The following is a 20973-nucleotide window of genomic DNA, read 5'->3' on the forward strand; positions in this document are numbered from 1 at the left end:
GGAGGGCGCCTTGCCCGATTCTGGCATGCGATCAGAACGGGTAGCGATGGCTCCCCGCTTGCCAGGTGACCCAATGGGCCCGGGTAAACTCATCCAAGGCATAGTGACCGTTGAAGCGCCCTAGGCCGGAGTTCTTCTCGCCACCGAACGGTGCATTGGGTTGGTCGTCGACGGTGATGTCGTTGATATGGGTCATGCCCGCCACGATGCCTCGCGCAAAACTCAGGCCGCGCGCCATGTCCCGGGTGAACACGGCACTGGATAGACCGTACTCGCTTGCATTGGCCAACTCCAGGGCGTGGGCCTGATTGTGTGCAATCATCAATGGCAATAACGGGCCGAAGGTTTCATCGCGGGCCAATGCCTGCTCGGGGCCCACTTCGCCGAAGACATGGGCTGGCAGCACAAGCCCTTGCGCCTGGCCACCACACAGTTGCTTGAGGCCGGCACGCTCGGCTGCGTCGATCTTCCCCAGCAGGCCATCGAGCTGACTCTGGTTGACCACCGGCCCGATCACCGTATCGGGCTTGGCCGGGTCACCGGTCTTGAGGTTGCGCACGCGCTCCACCACCAGCGCCGCGAAGTCGGCATACAGCGAACGATCGACAATGACGCGGTTGACGCTCATGCAGATCTGGCCCTGATGCAGGAACCGCCCGACCACGGCGGCATGCGCCGCGATCTCGATGTCCGCATCGTCCAGGACCACCAGCGGTGCGTTGCCGCCCAATTCCAGCGCCACGCGCTTGATGTGCTTGCCGCCGGTGGCGATGCGTCCGACATTGCGGCCCACGTCGGTGGAACCGGTGAAGGAGATCAGGCTTGGTATCGGGTGCTCGACGAATGCATCACCAATCTCCGAGCCCGCGCCGACCACCACATTCAGCGCACCCGCGGGGAACCCGGCTTCTTCGAACAGGTGCGCAATCAGCAGGCCTCCGGTGACCGCCGTGTCACTGGCGGGCTTGAGCACCACGGTATTGCCCAGCGCCAGGGCCGGCACCACCGAGCGCATGCTCAGGTACAGTGGAAAGTTCCAGGGGCTGATGACACCGACCACGCCCAGCGGCTCGCGAAACACGAAGCTCTGTTCGCCAGGCTTGTAACTGCTCAGGATTCGCCCCTCAACCTGCATCGGCAGCGTTGCGCACTCGCGAACCAGGTTGAGGGTGAACTGCCATTCCATCCCTGCCTTGATACGGGTACTGCCGGACTCACGGATCAGCCAGTCGATGATTTCTTCGCTGCGGTCCTGGATGACCTGAGCGAGTTTTTCCAGCTGCGCACTGCGCTGGGTCGGGTGCAGCGCTGCCCAGTCGGTCTGTGCGCGCTGGGCCGCCTGGTAGGCGTCATCCAGGTCAACCACCGAGGCCAGCGGCATCTCCAGCAAGCGTTCGCCGTTGAACGGGTTACGGTCATCCAGGCGTCGTGTCGAACGACCTGTGCGCCAGGTGCCGTTGATGTATTGGTCGCCGCTGATGGCGTAGGTCGCGAAGGTTGGAATTGTCATTGTCTTACCTTAGGCAGGTAGCCGCGTTGATTGAGGGTAGGTGAGGGCAGACCCTTTGAAGTGTGTCTTTTCAGCTGCGTATCCAGGCGCGTCCCCAGGAGTTGAGGGTGTATTCCTCTTGGGGCCAGACGCCTGGCGCGCGGCTGGCTTCGGTGATTTCCAGCTCCGCCGAGAACTCCAGGCGATTGCGATCGGCATCGACCACCATGAAGAACAGGTTATTGCCCGGACCGTGGCGACCTGGGCCAAAGAACAATGTAATCCGCTCCTTGGCGAAACGGTCGCCCCAGTCGCGAATGTCATTCCACTCGTTGGTTTCGTAACAGTGATGATCCCATTCGTTTTTCGAACCGCGGAAAAACGCCAGCGAGTGGTGCTCGTCGTCTGAACGCAGGAAGCAGGTCGTGAGCTGGCTGCTCTGCTCATCGACAACATTGTCCGAGACCGTGAACCCCACCGTGTTGACGTAGAAGTCGATCATCGCTTCCAGCTCCGTGGTCTGGAACACCACATGCTGCAGGCGGCCCGGCATGCCCTTGCGGTCGGTGGCGACGGCGCCAAGAGACACGCCAAACACGGTTTGCCGGCCCTGGGGGTCGCGGATTTGAAAGGCGCCGGCTTCCAGCAGTGGCGAGTCGAGCGCTTCGACGCTACAGCCCTTGCTCACCAGGCGCGTGCGCAGTTCACTCAAGCGCGCTTGGCTGCCCAGGTCGTACGCGGCCGCGAGCAGGCCGCTGTGGTCGGCGGGCGAGATTAGCATGGCCCGTTGCGGGCCTTGGAGCAGCCAACTGCCGTCTGCCTGCGCCAGGCAGTTCATGTCCAGCAGGCGCCGATAGAAATCAACTTGTTGCTGGGGCGCTTTGCTCGCCAGGTGCAGGTAACACAGGCGTGCGGGGGTAGAAGTCTGCAAGGTTTGCATAAACACCTCGGTGGCTGAAGGTTCAGGGGTAGACGGGGGCCATGGCCGGTTGATCCGCACAGGCGCTTGTCGAGGGGATGCCGAACAGCGCCTGCAAGGCGGCGGCAGCCTGGTCTTGGGTGGTCTTGTCGAAGAGGGCGGCGACATAGCGATCGGGGCGCAGCAACACAAACGTGTGGCTGTCGCCCAGCAGGTCCTTGAGCGCATCCTCATGGTCTTGAAGTACGGTGCAGCCAGGCAGCGATGGCAGGGCCTGGAAGTGCGCAGGCAGGATCAGGATGCGCTTGGCCTCCAGGTGATCCCAAAGACCGTGGCGCAGTTCATCAAGACGCTGGCGAGCAGGGTCGCCATATTGAATCAGGGCAAAGCCGGCACCGATGCTCGCGTCCAGCAACTGGGCGTGGCCTTGGGCGTCGGTCAGCAGCGGCTGAGGAAACATTTGCCCACAGGCCAGCTTTCCGGCCTTGCCGTCGGGCAGCACCAGGCCTTGGGTAAAGCGTGGTTTTGGCTTGAAGCGCATCTGCAGGAAATAGTCGCGCAGCGGCGGCACCAGGCCGACCAACGCGAATGCCGCACTGATCAGGCGAGCCCGCAGCACGGTAGCCGGCGCCATGACCACGCCCAGGTTCAGGGCCAACTTGATCAAGGCCCAGGCATGCCCGCGCCGCTCGCTTTCGTAGGACTGCAAGGCGGTCGCGGCCAATTTGCCGTTGAGTACGCCGATCAACTTCCAGCCCAGATTATGAGCATCGCGAACGCCGCTGTTCATCCCCTGTCCGGCGTAGGGCGGGGTCAGGTGCGCGGCATCACCGGCGAGCAATACGCGGCCCACCTGCCAGCGCTCTGCAACGCGGGCATGAAAGGTGTAGACCGTCTTGCGCACGATCGAAACCGGCGCATCGCCCTTGAACGGACGCAACAGCACGTGCAGGCTTTGCGGGCTGAGCACCTGCTCCTCGGTTTCGTCCGGCCGGAGCATGAATTCGAAACGCCGCGTACGGTGCGGACCGGGTACTTCCACCACCGGGCGCCGGGCGTCACAGTACACGCGGGTCTGCCAGAACGGGTCGTCGTCCTGGTCGGTATCGACCACCAGCCAGCGCGAGGAGAAGCTCGACCCGACCATCTCGATTCCCAGTTGCTTGCGCACCGGGCTGCGGCCGCCGTCGCAGGCGACCAGGTAGTTGGCCTTGACGTCGAGCAATTGGCCATCGGTGTCCTTGATCAAGGCACGCACACCGTGCGCGTCTTGAGTGAACTCCAGCAGTTCGTGATTGAAGCGTGCAGTCACGCTCGCAAAGCGCTCAAGGCCGGTCTTCAGCGTGTGTTCGAACAGTGGCTGGCGAAAGGCATTGCGTTTGGGAAAACCATACACCTTGCCGGTGGGCTCGACCTTGCCAAAGCAACGCCCGCCCGGGCGGGTGAAGTAATGCACGCCGTAGCCCGGCACCACATCGTGTAGCACGGCGGCATCCAGCCCGATCGCCTGCATGGTGCGCAGGGATTCATCGTCGATCGAGACAGCGCGGGGCTCGGTCACGGTGCCGGCCTTGCGGTCGATGATCAGGGTATCCACCTGACCCTGGCCAAGCAGGTTGGCCAGAGTCAGTCCGGTGGGGCCGGCGCCGATGATCAGGACTTGAGTGCTGAAGCTGTTGAGGGTTGTCATTGTTATTCCCTTCCAAAGGTTTCAGTCCGGCTGCGCGGGGCGTTGAGTCAGGGCCGCCATGCGTTGCGAGAGTGTCTGTGCGAGGGTCAGCATCTGTTCCCCTTGTTGCGCTTCCTGGGTGTTGTCACGCTCCTGGATCGGACGCACGCAACTGATGCTGCCCAGCACCTTGCCGTCGCTGTCGAAAATCGGTGCCGCGAGGCCGTAGACGCCGGGATCGATTTCCGCCGCACTGGCGACATAGCCCTGGCGACGCAGTTGCTGCAGCGCGCGGCGGAACTGTTCCCAGGTTTGGCCCAGGTGGCTGGCGCGCACTTCATCCGGGTTTTCCAGGAACAGCTGGCGGTGCTGGCGCGAGGTCATGTTGGCGAGGATCGCTTTCGATGTCGCGCCGAGGAACAACGGCCTGGGCGAACCCCGGGAGTAGCTGACCTCACTGAACAACTCGCCATGCTGGTGGATACATACCACCTGGTCCTTGAACAGCCGACAGATCAGCCATACCTGTTGCTCGCTCCAGCGTGGCAGAGCCTGTTCCAGCGACTGTGCCGCGCGCACCAGAGGGTCGCTCAGGCGCAGCTGGCGGTCCCAGGTGATGATCCGTGCGCCCAGTGCATAGCGTCCGGCTTCGACCTGAAACAACAGGCTCGCCTCGGCCAGTTCGCGTACGTAGCGGTAAATGGTCGAGCGGGTGTAACCCAGTGCGGCGCCCATTTCGTCCACCGCCCAGATCGGGCTGGCCTCGGTGAACAGGTCCAGCACCCGCAGCATGCGTTCCAGGCTGGAGCCTTTGCTATCGGCTTCCAGCTCCGACGGGCGTTCTGATTCAAGTAGATTCATGACTCACTGCTCGTCGGCGATGCTGTTGCGCAGGCGGCCGATGCCGGTTATCTCGACTTCGACGGTGTCGCCGGGCTTCATCCACACCGGCGGTTCACGGAAGGCACCGACGCCACCAGTGGTGCCGCTGACAATCACGTCGCCGGGGGCCAGTTCGGTGAACGTGGAGCAGTACTCGATCAACTGGCGCACGTCGAAAATCATGTCGCTGGTGGGGGTGTGTTGCATCACTTCGCCGTTCAGGCGCGTGGTCAGTTCCAGCTCCTGCGGGTCGTTGATCTCGTCGTGGGTCACCATCCAAGGGCCGAATCCACCGGTTTGGGGGAAGTTCTTGCCGGGCACGAACTGGAGGGTGTGCTTCTGCCAGTCGCGCACACTGCCATCGTTGTAGCAGGCATAACCGGCCACGTAGTCCAGCGCGTCCGCTGCGTTGACGTGCCTTGCGGTTTTGCCGATGACCACTGCGAGTTCGCCTTCGAAATCCAGTTTGTGCGACACCTTTGGACGAATGATCGGCTGCAGGTGCGCGACCTGGCTGTCGGCGAAACGCGTGAAAATCATCGGATAGGTCGGCATGTCACGCCCGGTCTCCCGCACGTGGGTGGCATAGTTGATGCCGATGCACAGCACTTTCCCGGGATTGGCGATCACCGGCAGGAAGGTGACGTCGGCCAATGGCACGCGGGGCAGTGGCGCGAGCACGGCCGGTGTCAGCTCCCCCAGGCGATTGGCGGCAATGGCTTGCTTGAGGTCAGCGCCAAAGGTTGATTTGACCGATTCCAGGTCAATCAGTTGATCACCTTCGACCACACCGTAGGTCGTGCGACCGTGAACAATGAAGCTTGCAAGTTTCATGAAGTGTCCTCTCGAAAAGGAAGCGGGAGATGGCAGCAATGGGTTTAATCTAGTCTTGAGCATTTATCCTGTAAAGTGGGATTTTTGTATAAATCCTGCATTACGAAATAAACGTGATTTTTCTGTTCGATCATCGGATCCAGCCCTGTAACGCCGGGCAGCCCGCGCCCTTCCAGCAAGTGGAGGGCCACGGGCGTGTCGCATGGAGAGAGGGGGAGCGGTGGCGCGACTTAGTGCGGTGCCCAGCAGCCGTGCAGTGACATGCGCATGCGGAACGGGATTTTGATGCGTGCGAGGGGGCCGGCGGCTATGGCGGTGGCGTCCAGCACCACCAGTTCGCTGCGGCCTTCGGCAATCAGGTTGAGCAGGCAGACTACGTAGCCGTCGCCTTCCTTGGCTTGCGCGGAGCGCGGAATGAAGATGGGTTCCTGGAAACAGCCGCTGTCCCCGGGAAACCAGGCATCGGTGACACCGGTCGTGAGGTTGAGGTGAACCAGCAGGTTGAAAAACTGGAATGGCATCGGCCCGTTCGACGGGTTGTACGGGCGCTCTGGATCGAAGGCGAGCATGAATCCATGTTCATACTTGCGGCCGATGTAGCGGTCATCGCAGCGGGGAAACTCGCAGGGATAGTCCGTCAGCGCCTGGGGTTGTAGTTCATCCTGCGCACTGTTCAGGTCGAATATCCAGCGCATCAGACTGGCGGCCAGGGTCTCTGGCGGCGGTACGAAACCGTCCGCCTGGGGGAAGAAGTAGAAGATGTTGCCGCCGGTGACCGGCATGTCCAGATACACTTTGCCGTCTTCATCGAACGCATTCAGGGTATGGCCCTGGAAGCCGTCCTTAGGTCCTTTGAACCAGCGCACGTCGCGCGCATGGCCGTAACGGGGCACCACGGCAAACAGCTGGGGCAACTCGGGCTGCCACTGGAAATGCTGGCCGCCTTTTTTCATGCGTTCGACGTCCACTGTCAACGGGATCAGTGGGAACACCACATACCGTTCGGTGACCGCGAAGTCGTGGACCATCGCGGCGTAGGGCGCCTGGAACCAGATTTCATGCAGCAGCTTCCCCTCTGGCGATATCTCGAAATAGGCCATGTCCGGTGTACCGTCGCCTTTGGCTTCGTAACTGAAGGCCAGCAGGTTTCCCGTGACGGGGTCGAGCTTGGGGTGGGCAGTGAACGTCGCAGAGTCAATCTGCCCGTCGAAATTCCACTCGCCGAGAGTCTCCAGGGTCTGCGGGTCCAACGCCCAGGGCATGGCATCCTCCTTGAGAGCCAGCAGGACGTTGTTGTGCGGGATCACAGACGTGTTGGCGGTGGTGTTGTTTTTGGCCGCCAGCGGGTCGTTGGTGTAGACGTTGCGGTACACACCATTGAGCGAGCGCCCTTCACGGCGCTGAGCGACCAGGCGATCGGTCAGCACATAGCGGCGGCGCAGCGAGACCTTGCCATCAGCAAAATAAAAGCCGCTGACCAAGGCATCGCCATTGAAGAAAATATCGTTGCCGAGCATGGGCGGGTATTGCGGGTCGGGTGACACCTGGTAAAAGGCCCCACGGATCGCCTCGGGAAGGGCGCCTTCGATTTCAAGGTCATACACGTCGCCCTCGACGCGGCTCGGCGCATACAGCGCTCCGGAAAATTCCGGGGTGTTTGGGAATGGCGTATTCATCGCGTTATCTCATTGATCGGTTTGGGTGGCGTCGTTCAGGCGGATTGGGCTGACAGGGCCTGCCCGCCGGGCTTAACGCCGCGACGGAAGCGAGCCACCACCAGGCACGAGATGATCAAGGCGAGCCCATAAGCGCAGGCGGCCAGCCAGCCCACCGCGCGGAAATGCCCTTCGCCCACTACCAGCGCGGCGCCAAAGGGGCCAAGCCCTTGCCCGACGAATATCGCGGCGTTGCCCAGTCCCGCCAGGCGCCCGGAGGGATCCAGTTCGGCGGCCATGGAAAGCAGATAGGGCAAGCTGAAAAACCACACCATATGGATCAGGCACGCCGTGGTGGCAAAGGCAACGGTACTGTCGCCATACACCATGATCAGGGTCGCCACTAACGCAGCACCGAAGCTCAACAGTTGCGGGAACAGTAGGCCAAGCCGCCGTCCGATGAGCCCGGAAAGGCCTGCACCCAGGGCACCCGCCAGGATGCTGCCGCCGAGGATAGCCCCGATCTGTTGAGGTTCCAGGCCCAGGCTTTTACCGATTCGTTCCTGGTACACCCATAGAGCGGAATGCCCGAAGAATAGCAGCGCAAACAGCGCGATCAGCAGCAGTGAGGTCACCCCGAACGGTCGGGCCGCGCCATGGGCGATGCGTTGGGCGTCCGGGTAATGCCTGGGGATTCTCCCGCAACCCAGTGCGGCAAGCAGGCTGGTGATGGCCAGCAGGCCAAAGGCACCCCGCACGCCAAATACCTGCAGCAGCAGAGGCATCGAGGTGACCAGCAGCATGCCCCATAACAAGTTGCCGATATTGATCACTGCAAACGTTGCATCTTTGGACCGGCGCAGTGCCGCGGTCGCATACACCACCGCCATGACCGCGCCACCGCTGGCGCCGCAGATGATCCGCAAGACCACCAGCCACGTCTGGCTGTGAACCTGAGTGCTGATCAGGTTGCCGACGGCCAGTATCAACAAGGCCACCCGTGCAAAGCGGCGGCGGTCGACACGGGCCATGAGCAGGGCACATACGCCGCAGGCGATGGCCATCGCGATTAGCTCGGCAGCGAAGATCACGCCGATGGCATTGAGCGGCACCCCCAGTTGGTCAATCAGCGCGCCGCCCAGAATCGGCTGGATCTGCAGCGTTCCCAGGGAAATGACCATCATCAGGCAAATAGCGCCCAGTGATTGCTTGCTGTCGATGGAGTCGAGCGCATTCATCACACATCACCTCAGTCAAAACTTATGAACGTAGCGAACTTGCACGGCGTAATCGGTCTTGCTGCGATTCTCTACGCCGGTTTCTTTATAGGTATTGAGCCAGAACGCCTTGTCCTCAGTGATCTTCCAGAACAAACCGGGGCCAATGCCAAGGACTTTCTCGCGAGAGTTGCTCAGGCGGTCGCCGTTGACCCGGTCATCGGAAATCTGCCGGAAGTAATAGCCGTTGATCCCGACCGAGATTTTCGGGTACACCTCGTAGGAGGCCGTAAAGTTGGCCCAGGCCGATTGCCCTGATTGGGTGTCGCGCACGGGGCGCCCTTCAAAGAACTGTGCCGAGCTGCTCGCGGGATCGTCGTTCTTGAAGTTGTACAGGTAATTCAAGCGCCAGCTCACTTCCCAGCGCGGTGCCGGCATCAAGGTCGCGGCCCAGTAGGGGTTGACGGAAAAGTAATGGGAGCCGGGGTTCAAGTCCTTGTGTTTGTCGTACTTACCTGTGGGCAGGATCGTATCGAAGGCCACGCGTTGCACGAACACCGGCCGGCCTTCGGCGTTGAGGAGCGGATCGAACTGGATTTGCGGGCCAACAGTGACGTCGCCCAGGCCGACCCCGTTGTCTTTGAGTTTGACGCCGTTGTCGCCGAAGTCGCCGTCCAGGGAAACCACCGGGACCAACAGGCTCCAGCCCAGGTGTGCGCCGCCGCCGATGGTGTCCGGTGAGTAATAGCTGAACTGGTTGATCAGGGTAATGACATTGATCTTCGGGTTATCGAAGTTGCGGTTGTCCTTGCCACCATTGTCACGAATGCTGCTGGACGTACTGAACTTCAAATAGGTCTGATGCGTCAGCCCCGGTGGCCCGGCGAACCCGTCGAAGAAGCTGGTGCCGCCCAGGTTGATACCGCTGGGTTGGCTGACGGAGGGCGGTGGGGGGCCTTCGGCAGCAAAGGCGGCAAGTGATACGCAACTGAGGGCCAGGCACGCTGGCAAGGATGGTGTCAGTCTCATTGACGTCGCTCTATTATTGGAGTTGTGAGCTGGGGTAGCTTCCCCTGGCACTTCAACTTTAATTCTCGAGCGTTGCTGTTACTTGTACACAGCGGTCAGAGTTGACTGAGAGCGTCATGTCACGCCGGTTGATTTACCCTATCCACGGATAGAGAAGGGGGTGTTCGCAGGATGATGGCGCTTGCGCAGCCATCGTAGTGTGTCCCCATTCAGCGGATTTAACCCCTGCGCCGGTTCTCCAGTACCGTAAACAACAGCATGCCGCCCAGCATGGCCACCGTGAACAGGATGACCTGCCACTGCCCTGTCAGCAGAATGGCCACGGCCGGACCCGGACAAACCCCGGCAATACCCCAACCGATGCCGAACAACAGGCTGCCGCCCACCAGGCGCCGGTCCAGCCCGCGCTTGGCGGGCAACTGCATGGGCGCGCCCAGCAGTGAGCGGGAGTGCCGGCGGGCCCAGGTCAGCGGGCCAATCGCCACGGCAATGGCGCTAATCATAACCAGTGCCAAGGACGGATCCCAAGCGCCGGCTATATCCAGGAACGCCAGTACTTTTGTCGGGTTGGCCATGCCCGCCAGAAGCAAGCCCAAACCGAACAGCAACCCGGCGATGAATGCCGTGACCTTGATCATGTTCAACTTCCCAGTAGATGACGCAGCACAAACACCGTAACGAAACCGCTGGCCATGAAGCAGGCAGTGGCGACCATTGAGCGTGGCGAAAGTCGCGATAAGCCGCACACTCCATGGCCACTGGTGCACCCTGAACCGTACCGCGTGCCCACCCCTACCAGGAAACCGGCAAGGATCAATGCGGGCCAGCCGCTCTGGAATTCAATCAACGGTAGCGTGGCGAACGCACCCCATAGCAGCGGGGCGACGAGCAGGCCGAGCAGAAACAGTGCTGTTTCACTCACGCCCTTGCCCTCTCGCTGCAGAAGATGGCCGATCAGGCCGCTGATGCCGGCGATACGGCCGTTGCTGACGACGAACACGCTGGCCGCCAGGCCAATCAGTGCGCCGCCTGCCAGAGACGACCAGGGTGTGAAGTTGAGCCAGTCGACAGTCATGAAGCATTGCTCCTGAGTGATTCGGCGCTATTGTGCTTCAGCGTCGCCACTGATAGTGGAAAAAGTCGATCAGGCCCTTTAAAACGTCTGCCCCATGGAAAACTGGAAGACCTGCTTGTCTGCGTTCTCAGGTGTGCGAATCGGATAAGCCAGGTTGACACTCAACGGCCCCAGCGGGCTGTACCAGGTCACTCCCACCCCCACGGAACTGGCCATCTGGCTCAGGTCCACGCCGCCGCAGCCTTGGGTCGTGCTCAGGTAGCACTTGTCCGAATACACCGAGCCCACATCCCAGAACAGTGAAGTGCGCACGGATTTGTTGTCCTTGATGAACGGCACGGGGAACAAGTACTCCGCGCCGCCGGTAATCAGGATATTGCCGCCCAGCGCCTCTGTATCCCGGTCCGAATAGTACGCCTGGCCGGCACTGGCATACGTTCCGGTCGCCGGCGTGCTGCGTGGGCCGAGCGTGCCGCTTTCAAAGCCGCGCACCGTGCCTTCACCGCCGGCCGTATAGCTTTCGTAGAAGGGTAAGCCGTCGGTGGAACCGTAGCCGTTGCCGTAACCGAGCTTGGTATGCAAACGCAGGGCGGTGTTATTGCTGACCGGTAGGAAGGTTTGCCCCGTGTAATCGATTTTGTAGAAACTCAGGTCGCTGCCGGGCACCGTCACCGTCAGGTTGAGGTTTTGTGCGTGCCCACGCGTCGCCAGCACGCCTTTGTTCAAGGTCGATTCCGACCAGCCCAGGTTGGCTTTGAAGTTGGTGAACTGTTTGCCTTCGCGCTCGATGAAGTCGTAGATCTCGTCGGCGCTGTAGGTGCCCGGTTCGATACTGTCGTGTTGGGCGGTCAAGCCGAAACTCAGGCGCGACGTCTCATTGATCGGGTAGCCGAGGCTGGCGCCCAGGCCATAACTGTTAATGGCGTAATAGGACACTCCGTCATCGTAGTATTTGTTGTAGTCGGTCTTGTTATAGAACGCGTTGTAACCCAGGCTCACCCCATCACGAGTGAAGTAGGGATCGGTGAAGCCGATGTTGTACTTGCTCTGGTAGGACGACCGGGTCAGCCCCAGGCTGGCAGAATTGCCGGTGCCGAGAAAGTTGTTCTGGGTAATTGACCCGCCGAGGATCAGCCCAGAACTTTGGGCGAAGCCGACGCTGGCCGTGATCGAGCCGGATGCTTGCTCTTGCACGGCGTAGTTCACATCCAGCTGGTCATCCAGCCCGGTCACCGCTGGCGTCTCGACGTTCACTTCCTTGAAGTACCCCAGCCGCTCCAGGCGCACCCTGGACTGGTCGATCAAGTAGGTCGAGGCCCAGCCGCCCTCCATCTGGCGCATTTCGCGACGCAGCACCTTATCATCGGTCTTGGTATTGCCCCGGAAGTTGATGCGGTTGACGTAAGCCCGCTTGCCGGGCTCGACGCTGAAGGTGATATCGACCGTGTGATCCGCTTCATGCACCTGCGGCGTGCCGCTGACGTTGGCGAACGTGTAACCGTCGTTGCCCAGGCGGCGGGTGATCAGGTCCGACGTGGTGGTCATCAATTTGCGCGAAAACACTTGGCCTTTTTTCACCAGTAACAACGCCTGCACCTGATCCTGCGGGACTTTCAGCTCGCCACTCAACTTCACGTCGCGCACCGTGTATTTCTGGCCTTCCTGGATATTCACGGTGATGTACACGTGCTTTTTGTCCGGGGTCATGGAGACCTGCGTCGAGGCGATATCCATGTTGATGTAGCCGCGGTCCAGGTAAAAGGAGCGTAGGCGTTCAAGGTCGCCGGAGAGTTTCTCCCGTGCGTATTTATCGTCGTTCCTGAAAAAGGACAGCCAGTTGCTGGTCTTTAGCGTGAATTGGTCGAGCAAGGCGGCGTCGGCGAATACCGTATTGCCGACCACATTGATGTGCTGGATCGATGCCACTTCGCCTTCGTCGATCTTGATCTTCAGGCCCACGCGGTTGCGCGGTTGGGGCACGACCTCGGTGTCGACCGACGCCGAATAGCGGCCCTGGGCCACGTACTGGCGCTGCAGTTCATTGCGCAAGCCCTCCAGGGTGGCGCGCTGGAATATCTCGCCTTCGCTCAGACCTGATTGCTTCATGCCTTTCATCAGGTCATCGGTGGCGATCGCTTTGTTGCCCTCGAACTCGATACTGGCAACCGAAGGGCGCTCGACGACGTTGATAATCAGCACGTCGCCTTCGCGGCTCAACTGGATGTCCTGGAAGTAACCGGTCTTGAACAATGCTCGGGTGGAATCCACCAGGCGCCGGTCATCGGCTTCATCGCCAACGTTCAGCGGCAATGCACCGAAAACGCTGCCTGCCGAAACCCGTTGCAGGCCATTGATTCGAATATCCGAGATTTTGAAGCCTTGGGCGAGTGCCAGTGAGGCATTGAGCAGCAGCGCAACCGAGCAGAGCAGGCGCGAAAAATTCATCAAGATCTTTTCCAGAACACATCGACGAGCAGCGCCGGCGCGCTTGGTTCACTCGCCGACCGGTGAAGAGCCAGCATAAGAGTGCGCGGCGTTTGGTGCGGTTAACTGAATGTCAAGTTAGGTAAAGGTTGGCCCGGATTCCGGCAGCAAGGCTGATAATGCGCGCCCACACCCCGGACGAGCCCGTCATGATCTCCGTACTGTTAGTCGACGATGACCAGGAATTGACTGAAATGCTGCGCCAATACCTGGAGTGCGAAGGCTTCGAGGCCACGGCCGTGCATACGGGCGAGGCGGGTGAGGCCGAGGCGCTGTCGGGTCGCTACAGCATCGTAGTGCTGGATGTGATGTTGCCGCAGCGTTCGGGCATTGAGGTACTGCGGCGTATCCGTGCCGTCAGCCAAGTCCCGGTAGTGTTGCTCACCGCCCGTGGCGACAACATCGACCGCATCACTGGCCTGGAGCTCGGTGCTGATGACTACGTGCCCAAACCCAGCTCCCCAGGCGAGTTGGTGGCGCGCCTGCGCGCCATCATGCGCAGGGTGCAGGCAGTCGGTCAGCCCACCACCGAGGTGATCAAGACTGGTTCGCTGATGTTATGGCCCGGCAAGCGCCAGGCCGTGTGGAATGGTGCAGAACTGGGCGTGACCAGCACCGAGTTCAGCCTGCTCGAAGAACTGGCCCGCTGCGCCGGCCAAGTGGTGAGCAAAAAGGATCTATCGCTCAATGCCCTGGGTTGCCCGCTGACCCGCTATGACCGGCGCATCGACGTGCATATCAGCAGCATCCGGCAGAAGCTGGGGCCGCGCCCGGACGCCAAGGCCTGGATCCAGAGCGTGCGTGGCCTGGGCTACCTGTTGATTGCCGAATGACCAAGCCCAGCCTGCTGTTCTGGAAACTGTTCCTGGCGTTCTGGCTGGCGACCACCTTGACGTTCCTGGTCGGGGTCGGTGTGCTGGAGCTGAGCCGCTTCCGCCCGGGCGACCCGCATGTGGGCGCCATCCTCGCAAGTGAGCAAAAGCTGCTGGAACAATTTGGTGTCCAGGCCGCTGGCCAGTTCCTGGCGGTATGGGAGCGTCCGCCGGACGAAGTTATCGGCATCTATGACAGCACCGGCCAGTTACTGGCTGGGTCTGCGGTTGCGGAGCCAGCCTTTGAGCGCGCGGTGACCAGCAAGGAAGGCCTGGCGCTTTCACTGCGCTCGAGTCACGCCCCCGGTGATGACGGCGGCAGGCCCTGGCAACAGGTCCCGCTGATCATCGGCACGCTGATGAGTGCGCTGTTCAGCGGGTACATGGCGTACTACCTGGCCTGGCCGTTGGCGCACTTGCGCCGGGCGATGAGCGATGTGGCCCAGGGGCGTTTCGAAACCCGGGTCAAGCCCTCCATGGGCAAGCGCCGCGATGAAATCGTCGACCTGGCCGAAGACTGTGACCGCATGGCCAACCAGTTGAAGGTGTTGGTGCAAGCCCAACACCATCTGCTGCACGACATCTCCCATGAACTGCGCTCGCCATTGACGCGTATGCAAGCGGCCATCGGCCTGTTGCGCCAGGACGCCGCACGCCTGGAAATGCTCGAGCGCATCGAGCGCGAGTGCGAACGCATGGACACGCTGATCGAGGCGTTGCTGACCCTGGCCCGCCTGCAGGGCCGCCCTGAAAGCATCGAGCGCGAGCCGGTGGATATCGTTGAATTGCTGGCGATGATTGTCGACGATGCGCAATTCGAAGCGGGTATCAAGGACTGTCGCGTTCACCTGCAGGCTTGCCCGCCGTTTATCGCCTGTGTCAGCGGTGAGTTGCTGTACCGCTGTTTTGAAAACGTGATTCGCAACGCCGTACGCTATACCCGTCCGGGAACGACCGTGCAGGTGTCGGCGCAGGTCAATCGCGAAGCTAATCGCTTGAGCGTACGCATCAGCGACCTTGGGCCTGGAGTGGCGCCTGACCGACTGAGCACCATCTTCCAGCCGTTCGAACGCGGTGTGGGTGATGCCACTGTCGGCTTTGGCCTGGGCTTGGCCATTGCGGCGAGGGCGGTGCAGATGCATGGCGGCCATATCGAGGCGCGCAACGAGTCGGGGGGCGGGCTGACCGTGGAGATCAACCTCCACAGTGCGCGATCTTTACACGACATTACATTGGCTTGACCGCCCTGTACGTCGCCCCTCATTAGACTGGTCGCCAGTGATTGAGCGGAGGTGACAATGTTTCAGGTGCATAAAAAGGGCTTTGTACCCGGTAGGAAAATGGTCGACGGCCTGGTCCCGTATGATTTTTTTTGTGAAGACAATCCGGCGATCAATCTCTTCGTGTTTACCGGTGCCGCCACCCCAGGCGCGGCGGTCAAGGAGCAGACGCTATGGGGGTTTACGCGGCTGGAACGGTTCGAGGCGATGACCTGTGCGCTGCTCGGCAACAAGCAGCACAGCGGCTGGTTCCAAAGCGTCAGCGTGTTGACCGGGCCCAACCAGAACGGTACGCAAAGCATGAAGTTCCAACGCGTGCTGAAAATCATCAAGCACGCAAGCAACACCCGCAACGTCGACTACGAGATCCTTACCGACGAAGGTGACACCTACTTCACACGCCCGCCCGTCACTGAAAACAGTGCGCAGACCATCATCTACTCGGCCGAACCCGGTTGAAAATGGCCGGTTGCCTTCAATCCTGATCTGAGGCCAGGGGCCGTGTTTAGACATCTGCCCCGACGTGGCCCGCGACCTGTTACGTGTGCCCACTCACGGGGCAATTTATGTGCTGTTTGGTAGCAAGCACCTGCAACGTCATTGCGCACCCTCTGCCGACAAATCCCCCGCTGTTTCATCCAAATCAACCATTTGGCACACCTTTGCATAATCTGGCACGCAAACTGCTTTTTTGTATTCATGGATAATTGGATACAAAAATACAAAAGGTGCTGCCAATGCAATTCGCCCCCGCTTACGTTGACCGTCAGCCCCTCACCGCCGAGGAGGAGGCCTACAACTTCCTGCTCGACGCCATTTGCGGTGGTCGCTACCGCAAGGGCGACCGGCTGATCGCTGAAGACATCGCCAGTGAGATTGGCATGAGCCGCATGCCGGTGCGCGAAGCCTTCCGCCGCTTGGATGCCCAAGGTCTGGTCACCTTGCGACCCAACCGTGGTGCCGTCGTCAGCGGCCTGGATATCGATGAATTGCACGAAGTATTCGAGATGCGCAGTGCCCTCGAAGGCCTGGCAGTGCGTGTGGCAGTCCCACGCATCGGCGAACGTCAATTGGCCGCACTGGAGCGCATGCTCGACGAGATGGACGACTACCGCGACGAAAGCGCCGCTTGGGTCAGCCGCCACCGTGCTTTTCACGAATACCTGTGCAGCCTCAGTGGCCGTCCACGCTTGATGAAGCAGATCTCGGCGCTGTACTCGCTGGTGGAAGCGCCCATGCGCCTGTGGTTGCAGCATGGCGAGAAACCCCTCAGCGCCCGCCAGGAACATGCGGTGATCCTTGATGCCATCCGTGCCGGTGACGCCGCCCGCGCCGAGGGCGTGGTGCGCGAGCATATCGAGGGCACCGTGCCGGCGCTGATACAGTTCCTGCAAGCGGAAAAATAACAAGAGGCGGGCCCAAGCCCGTCCGTGTGTTGACTTTGAGTCCTGCCCCGTTAAACAACGAACTGGAGTGTCTGGTCATGCATAAACGCCGCGCCTTGTTGATGGCTGTCTCCCTCGGCTTCTGTACCCAATGGGCTTCTGCCACGCCCCAGGTGCCGGAGCGCCTGAAGACAGTCGATAAACTCGTCTACTGCTCCGGGATGGATTCACCGCCCCTGGTGTCCTTCGATGAAGCGCAGAAACCGCGTGGTCTCACCGTCGACCTCGGGCTTGAAGTTGCCAAGCGCCTGGGCGACAAACAGGTGCAATGGCGGGTCATTCCGTTTTCCGGCCTGGTGCCTGCGTTGCTTGCCCAGCAATGCGACATGATCGTTGACCAGCTGTTCGACAAACCCGAACGGCGCCAGGTGATCGACATCGTTAACTACATGTATTCCAGCCAGTCGGTGGTGGTGCCCAAGGGCAATCCAAAAGGCATCAAGGCCCTGGATGACTTGTCCGGGCACAAGGTCGCAGTGCTCAACGGCTCCACCATCAAGACCCTGCTGGACGCGCAAAACGACAGCCTGACCAAAGCCGGCAAGCCGCCGATGAAACTGGTGGTGTACAACAGCGACACCGATGCCTTCCAGGCCCTGCGCATCAGCCAGGTCGACGCCTACGGCACCACGGTGGAAACCGCCGGCTACTACGCCGCGATGGCCCCGGACCTGTTCCAGGAAGGCGTGCCGGCATTCAGTCGCATCCTTACCGGCCTGGGCATGCGCAAGGATGACCCGCAACTCAGCGCCGCCGTGCAGCAAGTGATCAGCGACATGCGCAGTGATGGCAGCTATGTGGCATTGCTCAACAAATGGCATGTCAGCAGTGACACTCTCGACTGAGGTTTCCCGCAATGAACTTCAATTGGGATGTGTTCTGGCAGTACCTGTTGCAGCCCAGCGGGGTGTACCTCACCGGGCTCTGGCTGACCTGCCTGATCGCGGTGTCGGCGATGCTGCTGGGCTGTGTGCTGGGCTTGGCGGCTGCACTGTTGCGCCTGTCAAAGAACCCGCTATTGCACCTGCCGGTGCGTTTTTATGTGTGGCTGATGCGCGGCACGCCGTTGCTGGTGCAGATCGTGTTCCTGTACACGGCGCTGGCGGCGGGCGGGATTTTCCGCTTTGAGGATATCGACCTGTTCGGTCTGGTGGTGCCTGGCAATATCCAGGCGGCGATCATCGCTTTGGGCCTCAACGAAGGCGCCTATATGGCCGAGATCATCCGCGCCGGCATTGGCGCGGTCGACAAGGGCCAGTACGAAGCCGGGCGCTCCCTGGGCATGGGCTTTGCCAAGCTGATGCGGCGTATCGTGCTGCCCCAGGCGTTCCGCGTGATCGTGCCGCCGCTGGGCAACGAGTTCAACGTGATGCTCAAGAACACCACCCTGGTCAGCGTGATCGGCGTGCAGGAATTGTTGCTCAGCACGCAAATGGTCACCTCGGCGACGTTCCGCGTGTTCGAGTTGTATCTGGTGGTCGCGATCTACTTCCTGATGCTCACCACGCTCTGGGGCTTCTTCCAGCGCTGGCTGGAGGCACGCTTCGGCCAGTCCGACCGGCCTTCCGCACCGCCACCGGCGTCCAGCCGCATGTTCGGGCGCAGCACCTTGAAACTGCTGAGGGGACGGTAACCATGGCGCATCAAAGTGAAGAGCTGATTATCGAAGCGTTGGATATTCATAAGTCGTTCGGCGCGCTGCAGATCCTCAAGGGGATCTCCCTGCAAGTGCGGCGCGGTGAGGTGGTGGTGCTGATCGGCGCCTCGGGTTCGGGCAAGACCACGTTTATCCGCTGCATCAACCTGCTGGAGGACATCCAGGGTGGACGCATCCGCGTCAACGGCCGCGCCATGGGCTATCGCGAGCGCAGCGACGGCAGCCTGGTGCGCGACTCGGAGCGCAACATCGCCCGTCAGCGCCGCGACATCGGCATGGTGTTCCAACGCTTTAACCTGTTCCCCCACATGACTGCGCTGGAAAACATCATCGAGGCGCCGATCCAGGTGCTTGGCACACCACGCGCCCAAGCCTTGGAACAGGCCCGTGGATTACTGGCGCGGGTCGGCCTGGCGGACAAGGCCAGCCACTACCCGGCGATGCTCTCCGGCGGGCAGCAGCAACGGGTGGCCATCGCCCGTGCACTGGCGATGAAACCCCAGGCCATGCTGTTTGACGAACCCACCAGCGCCCTCGACCCGGAAACCGTCGGCGAAGTGCTGCAGGTGATGAAGGAGCTGGCCGAGGAGGGTATGACCATGGTGGTGGTCACCCACGAAATGGGTTTTGCCCGTGAAGTGGCCGACCGCGTGGTGGTGCTCGATCAGGGTGAACTCATCGAGCAAGGGCCGCCGGAACAGATTTTCAGCCACCCCAGCCATCCGCGCACGCGTGCGTTCCTTAGTCGTGTGTTGTGAGTCTTCCCATCACGCTTGTGTTGACGAGTCTTAGCCATGTTGAAATTTTCTGCTCACGAGTACCCTTATCCCTCCCAACGCCAGAGCGTGTTTGCCCAGCGCGGCATGGTCGCGGCGTCCCAGCCCCTGGCCGCCCAGGCCGGTATCGAGGTCATGCAGAAGGGCGGTAACGCCATCGACGCTGCGATTGCTACGGCGGCCGCTTTGACGGTGGTGGAGCCCACCGGCTGCGGCATCGGCGGCGATGCGTTTGCCCTCGTCTGGTGCAAGGGCCAGTTGCACGGTTTGAATGGCAACGGCCATGCGCCGGCGGCCTTGAGTATCGAGGCGGTCAAGGCAGCGGGGCATGATCAGATGCCGCTGTATGGCTGGACACCGGTCACGGTGCCAGGCTGCCCGTCGGCTTGGGCCGAGCTGTCGCAACGCTTCGGCAAATTGCCGTTTGCCGAGTTGCTGCAACCGGCCATCCGCCTGGCGCGCGATGGTTTCCCGCTGTCGCCGGTGGTCGCCCATCAATGGCAGCTTACCCTGGAAGAATTCAGCCCCCATCGCGACGCTGCGCTGGATGCCTGGTTCGACACCTTCCTGATCGACGGCCGCGCGCCACGGGCCGGGGACATATTTCGCAACCCGGCCCAGGCCCGTACCCTCGAAGAACTGGCGGCCACCCGCTGCGAAAGCCTGTATCGCGGAGCCCTGGCCGAGCGCCTGGATGCGCATTCCAGGGCGAGTGGCGGCTACCTGCGCGCCAGCGATCTCCAGGATTACCGCGCTGAGTGGGTGGAGCCGATCCACGTCAACTACCGGGGCGTGGATGTCTGGGAAATCCCCCCCAGCGGCCAGGGCCTGGTGGCGTTGATGGCGCTGAACATCCTCGAAGGTTTCAGCTTCGATCACCGCGACAGCCAGCAGACCTGGCACCGCCAATTGGAGGCCATGAAACTCGCCTACAGCGACGGTCTGCACTACATCACCGACCCGCTGCACATGCGCGTGGCCGTCGCCGATCTGCTCAGCGATGACTACAGCAGCCGTCGCCGTGGGCAGATCGGTGAACAGGCCCAGCCCCCCAAACCCGGTGATCCCCACGCCAGCGGCACGGTGTACCTGGCCACGGCCGACGCCGAGGGCAACATGGTTTCGTTTATCCAAAGCAACTACCACGGCTTTGGTTCCGGCGTGGTGCTGCCCGACAGTGGCATTGCCCTGCAGAACCGCGGGCAGGAGTTCAGCCTCGACCCGACACACGCCAACTGCCTGGCGCCAGGCAAAAAAACCTTCCATACCATCATCCCCGGCTTCCTCACCCAAGACGGCCAGGCGCTCGGCCCGTTCGGCGTGATGGGCGGCTACATGCAGCCCCAGGGCCACGTGCAGATGGTGATGAACCTGGTGGATTTCGGCCTCAACCCGCAAGCGGCATTGGACGCGCCGCGCTGGCAATGGCTGGGCGACATGAAGGTCGGTATCGAACAGGGTGCCTCCCGCGACTTGGCCAATGCCTTGGCGCGGCGCGGGCATCAGGTGCAGATGGCCAGCGACCTCACCGACTACGGGCGTGGGCAGATCATTCTGCGGGACCCGGTCAGTGGTGTATTGTGCGGCGGAACGGAGCCGAGGGCGGATTCAACGATCGCAGTGTGGTAAGCGAAAAAATTGGCTGAAGCCTGTCCCCTTTTTTCATCTCGCCTGTCATTCCAGGCAAGTG

General features: G+C 61.4%; 19 protein-coding genes. 8 read left to right on the forward strand and 11 right to left on the reverse strand.

The genetic code is table 11. The annotated features are described in order from the left end of the window. Positions 1-31: 31 nt before the first annotated feature. The 11 genes from AB4O08_RS22340 to bamA form a co-directional block, all read right to left on the reverse strand. Complete coding sequence (locus AB4O08_RS22340; protein WP_460114355.1) at positions 32-1510, reverse strand: aldehyde dehydrogenase family protein; 1479 nt, start codon at positions 1508-1510, stop codon at positions 32-34. A 70-nt stretch (positions 1511-1580) separates the two neighbouring features. Further along, positions 1581-2429 carry a VOC family protein gene (locus tag AB4O08_RS22345; protein WP_021491099.1) on the reverse strand — a complete coding sequence of 283 codons (849 nt, stop codon included), beginning with the start codon at positions 2427-2429 and terminating at the stop codon, positions 1581-1583. Between the two features lie 22 nt (positions 2430-2451). Then, positions 2452-4098 carry a bifunctional 3-(3-hydroxy-phenyl)propionate/3-hydroxycinnamic acid hydroxylase gene (locus tag AB4O08_RS22350; RefSeq protein ID WP_021491098.1) on the reverse strand — a complete coding sequence of 549 codons (1647 nt, stop codon included), beginning with the start codon at positions 4096-4098 and terminating at the stop codon, positions 2452-2454. A 21-nt stretch (positions 4099-4119) separates the two neighbouring features. Continuing rightward, positions 4120-4938 carry an IclR family transcriptional regulator gene (locus AB4O08_RS22355; RefSeq protein WP_010209161.1) on the reverse strand — a complete coding sequence of 273 codons (819 nt, stop codon included), beginning with the start codon at positions 4936-4938 and terminating at the stop codon, positions 4120-4122. Between the two features lie 3 nt (positions 4939-4941). Further along, the gene (locus AB4O08_RS22360) at positions 4942-5793 is read right to left on the reverse strand and encodes a fumarylacetoacetate hydrolase family protein (RefSeq protein WP_460114356.1); all 852 of its coding nucleotides are present in this window, start codon (positions 5791-5793) and stop codon (positions 4942-4944) included. Between the two features lie 230 nt (positions 5794-6023). Continuing rightward, entirely contained in the window at positions 6024-7469 is a 1446-nt protein-coding gene (locus AB4O08_RS22365; RefSeq protein ID WP_460114357.1) for a carotenoid oxygenase family protein, read from the reverse strand. A 35-nt stretch (positions 7470-7504) separates the two neighbouring features. Beyond that, on the reverse strand, positions 7505-8686 hold the full coding sequence (locus tag AB4O08_RS22370) for an MFS transporter (RefSeq protein WP_010209164.1): 1182 nt from the start codon (positions 8684-8686) through the stop codon (positions 7505-7507). A gap of 15 nt (positions 8687-8701) precedes the next feature. Further along, positions 8702-9694, reverse strand: coding sequence for a SphA family protein (locus AB4O08_RS22375; protein WP_021491097.1), 993 nt, complete (start codon positions 9692-9694; stop codon positions 8702-8704). 218 nt (positions 9695-9912) lie between these two features. Next, positions 9913-10332 (reverse strand): DUF6691 family protein, encoded by a 420-nt coding sequence (locus AB4O08_RS22380; RefSeq protein WP_183703274.1) that lies wholly within the window; start codon positions 10330-10332, stop codon positions 9913-9915. Positions 10333-10334: 2 nt separating this feature from the next. Then, positions 10335-10769 (reverse strand): YeeE/YedE family protein, encoded by a 435-nt coding sequence (locus AB4O08_RS22385; RefSeq protein WP_010209167.1) that lies wholly within the window; start codon positions 10767-10769, stop codon positions 10335-10337. 78 nt (positions 10770-10847) lie between these two features. Further along, entirely contained in the window at positions 10848-13214 is a 2367-nt protein-coding gene (gene bamA, locus AB4O08_RS22390) for an outer membrane protein assembly factor BamA (protein ID WP_460114358.1), read from the reverse strand. 188 nt (positions 13215-13402) lie between these two features. Here bamA and AB4O08_RS22395 point away from each other — a divergent pair, with 188 nt between their 5' ends. The 8 genes from AB4O08_RS22395 (at position 13403) to AB4O08_RS22430 (ending at position 20912) form a co-directional block, all read left to right on the forward strand. Next, entirely contained in the window at positions 13403-14086 is a 684-nt protein-coding gene (locus tag AB4O08_RS22395; RefSeq protein ID WP_021491094.1) for a response regulator transcription factor, read from the forward strand. Further along, a complete protein-coding gene (locus AB4O08_RS22400; protein ID WP_137205565.1) occupies positions 14083-15366 on the forward strand; it encodes an ATP-binding protein in 1284 nt (427 codons plus the stop codon). Before AB4O08_RS22395 ends, AB4O08_RS22400 begins: the two co-directional genes overlap by 4 nt. Positions 15367-15423: 57 nt before the next feature. After that, positions 15424-15864 carry a hypothetical protein gene (locus AB4O08_RS22405; RefSeq protein WP_029529093.1) on the forward strand — a complete coding sequence of 147 codons (441 nt, stop codon included), beginning with the start codon at positions 15424-15426 and terminating at the stop codon, positions 15862-15864. Positions 15865-16142: 278 nt separating this feature from the next. Next, positions 16143-16811: a GntR family transcriptional regulator gene (locus AB4O08_RS22410; protein WP_042571771.1), complete on the forward strand. Its 669-nt coding sequence runs from the start codon at positions 16143-16145 to the stop codon at positions 16809-16811. Positions 16812-16888: 77 nt separating this feature from the next. Further along, on the forward strand, positions 16889-17695 hold the full coding sequence (locus AB4O08_RS22415) for an ABC transporter substrate-binding protein (protein ID WP_137205563.1): 807 nt from the start codon (positions 16889-16891) through the stop codon (positions 17693-17695). 11 nt (positions 17696-17706) lie between these two features. Beyond that, positions 17707-18483: an amino acid ABC transporter permease gene (locus AB4O08_RS22420; protein ID WP_010209179.1), complete on the forward strand. Its 777-nt coding sequence runs from the start codon at positions 17707-17709 to the stop codon at positions 18481-18483. Positions 18484-18485: 2 nt separating this feature from the next. Continuing rightward, on the forward strand, positions 18486-19265 hold the full coding sequence (locus AB4O08_RS22425) for an amino acid ABC transporter ATP-binding protein (protein WP_010209181.1): 780 nt from the start codon (positions 18486-18488) through the stop codon (positions 19263-19265). A 36-nt stretch (positions 19266-19301) separates the two neighbouring features. Continuing rightward, on the forward strand, positions 19302-20912 hold the full coding sequence (locus AB4O08_RS22430) for a gamma-glutamyltransferase family protein (protein WP_460114359.1): 1611 nt from the start codon (positions 19302-19304) through the stop codon (positions 20910-20912). Positions 20913-20973 lie beyond the last annotated feature (61 nt).

It is taken from the genome of Pseudomonas sp. H3_E07, from assembly GCF_054668895.1.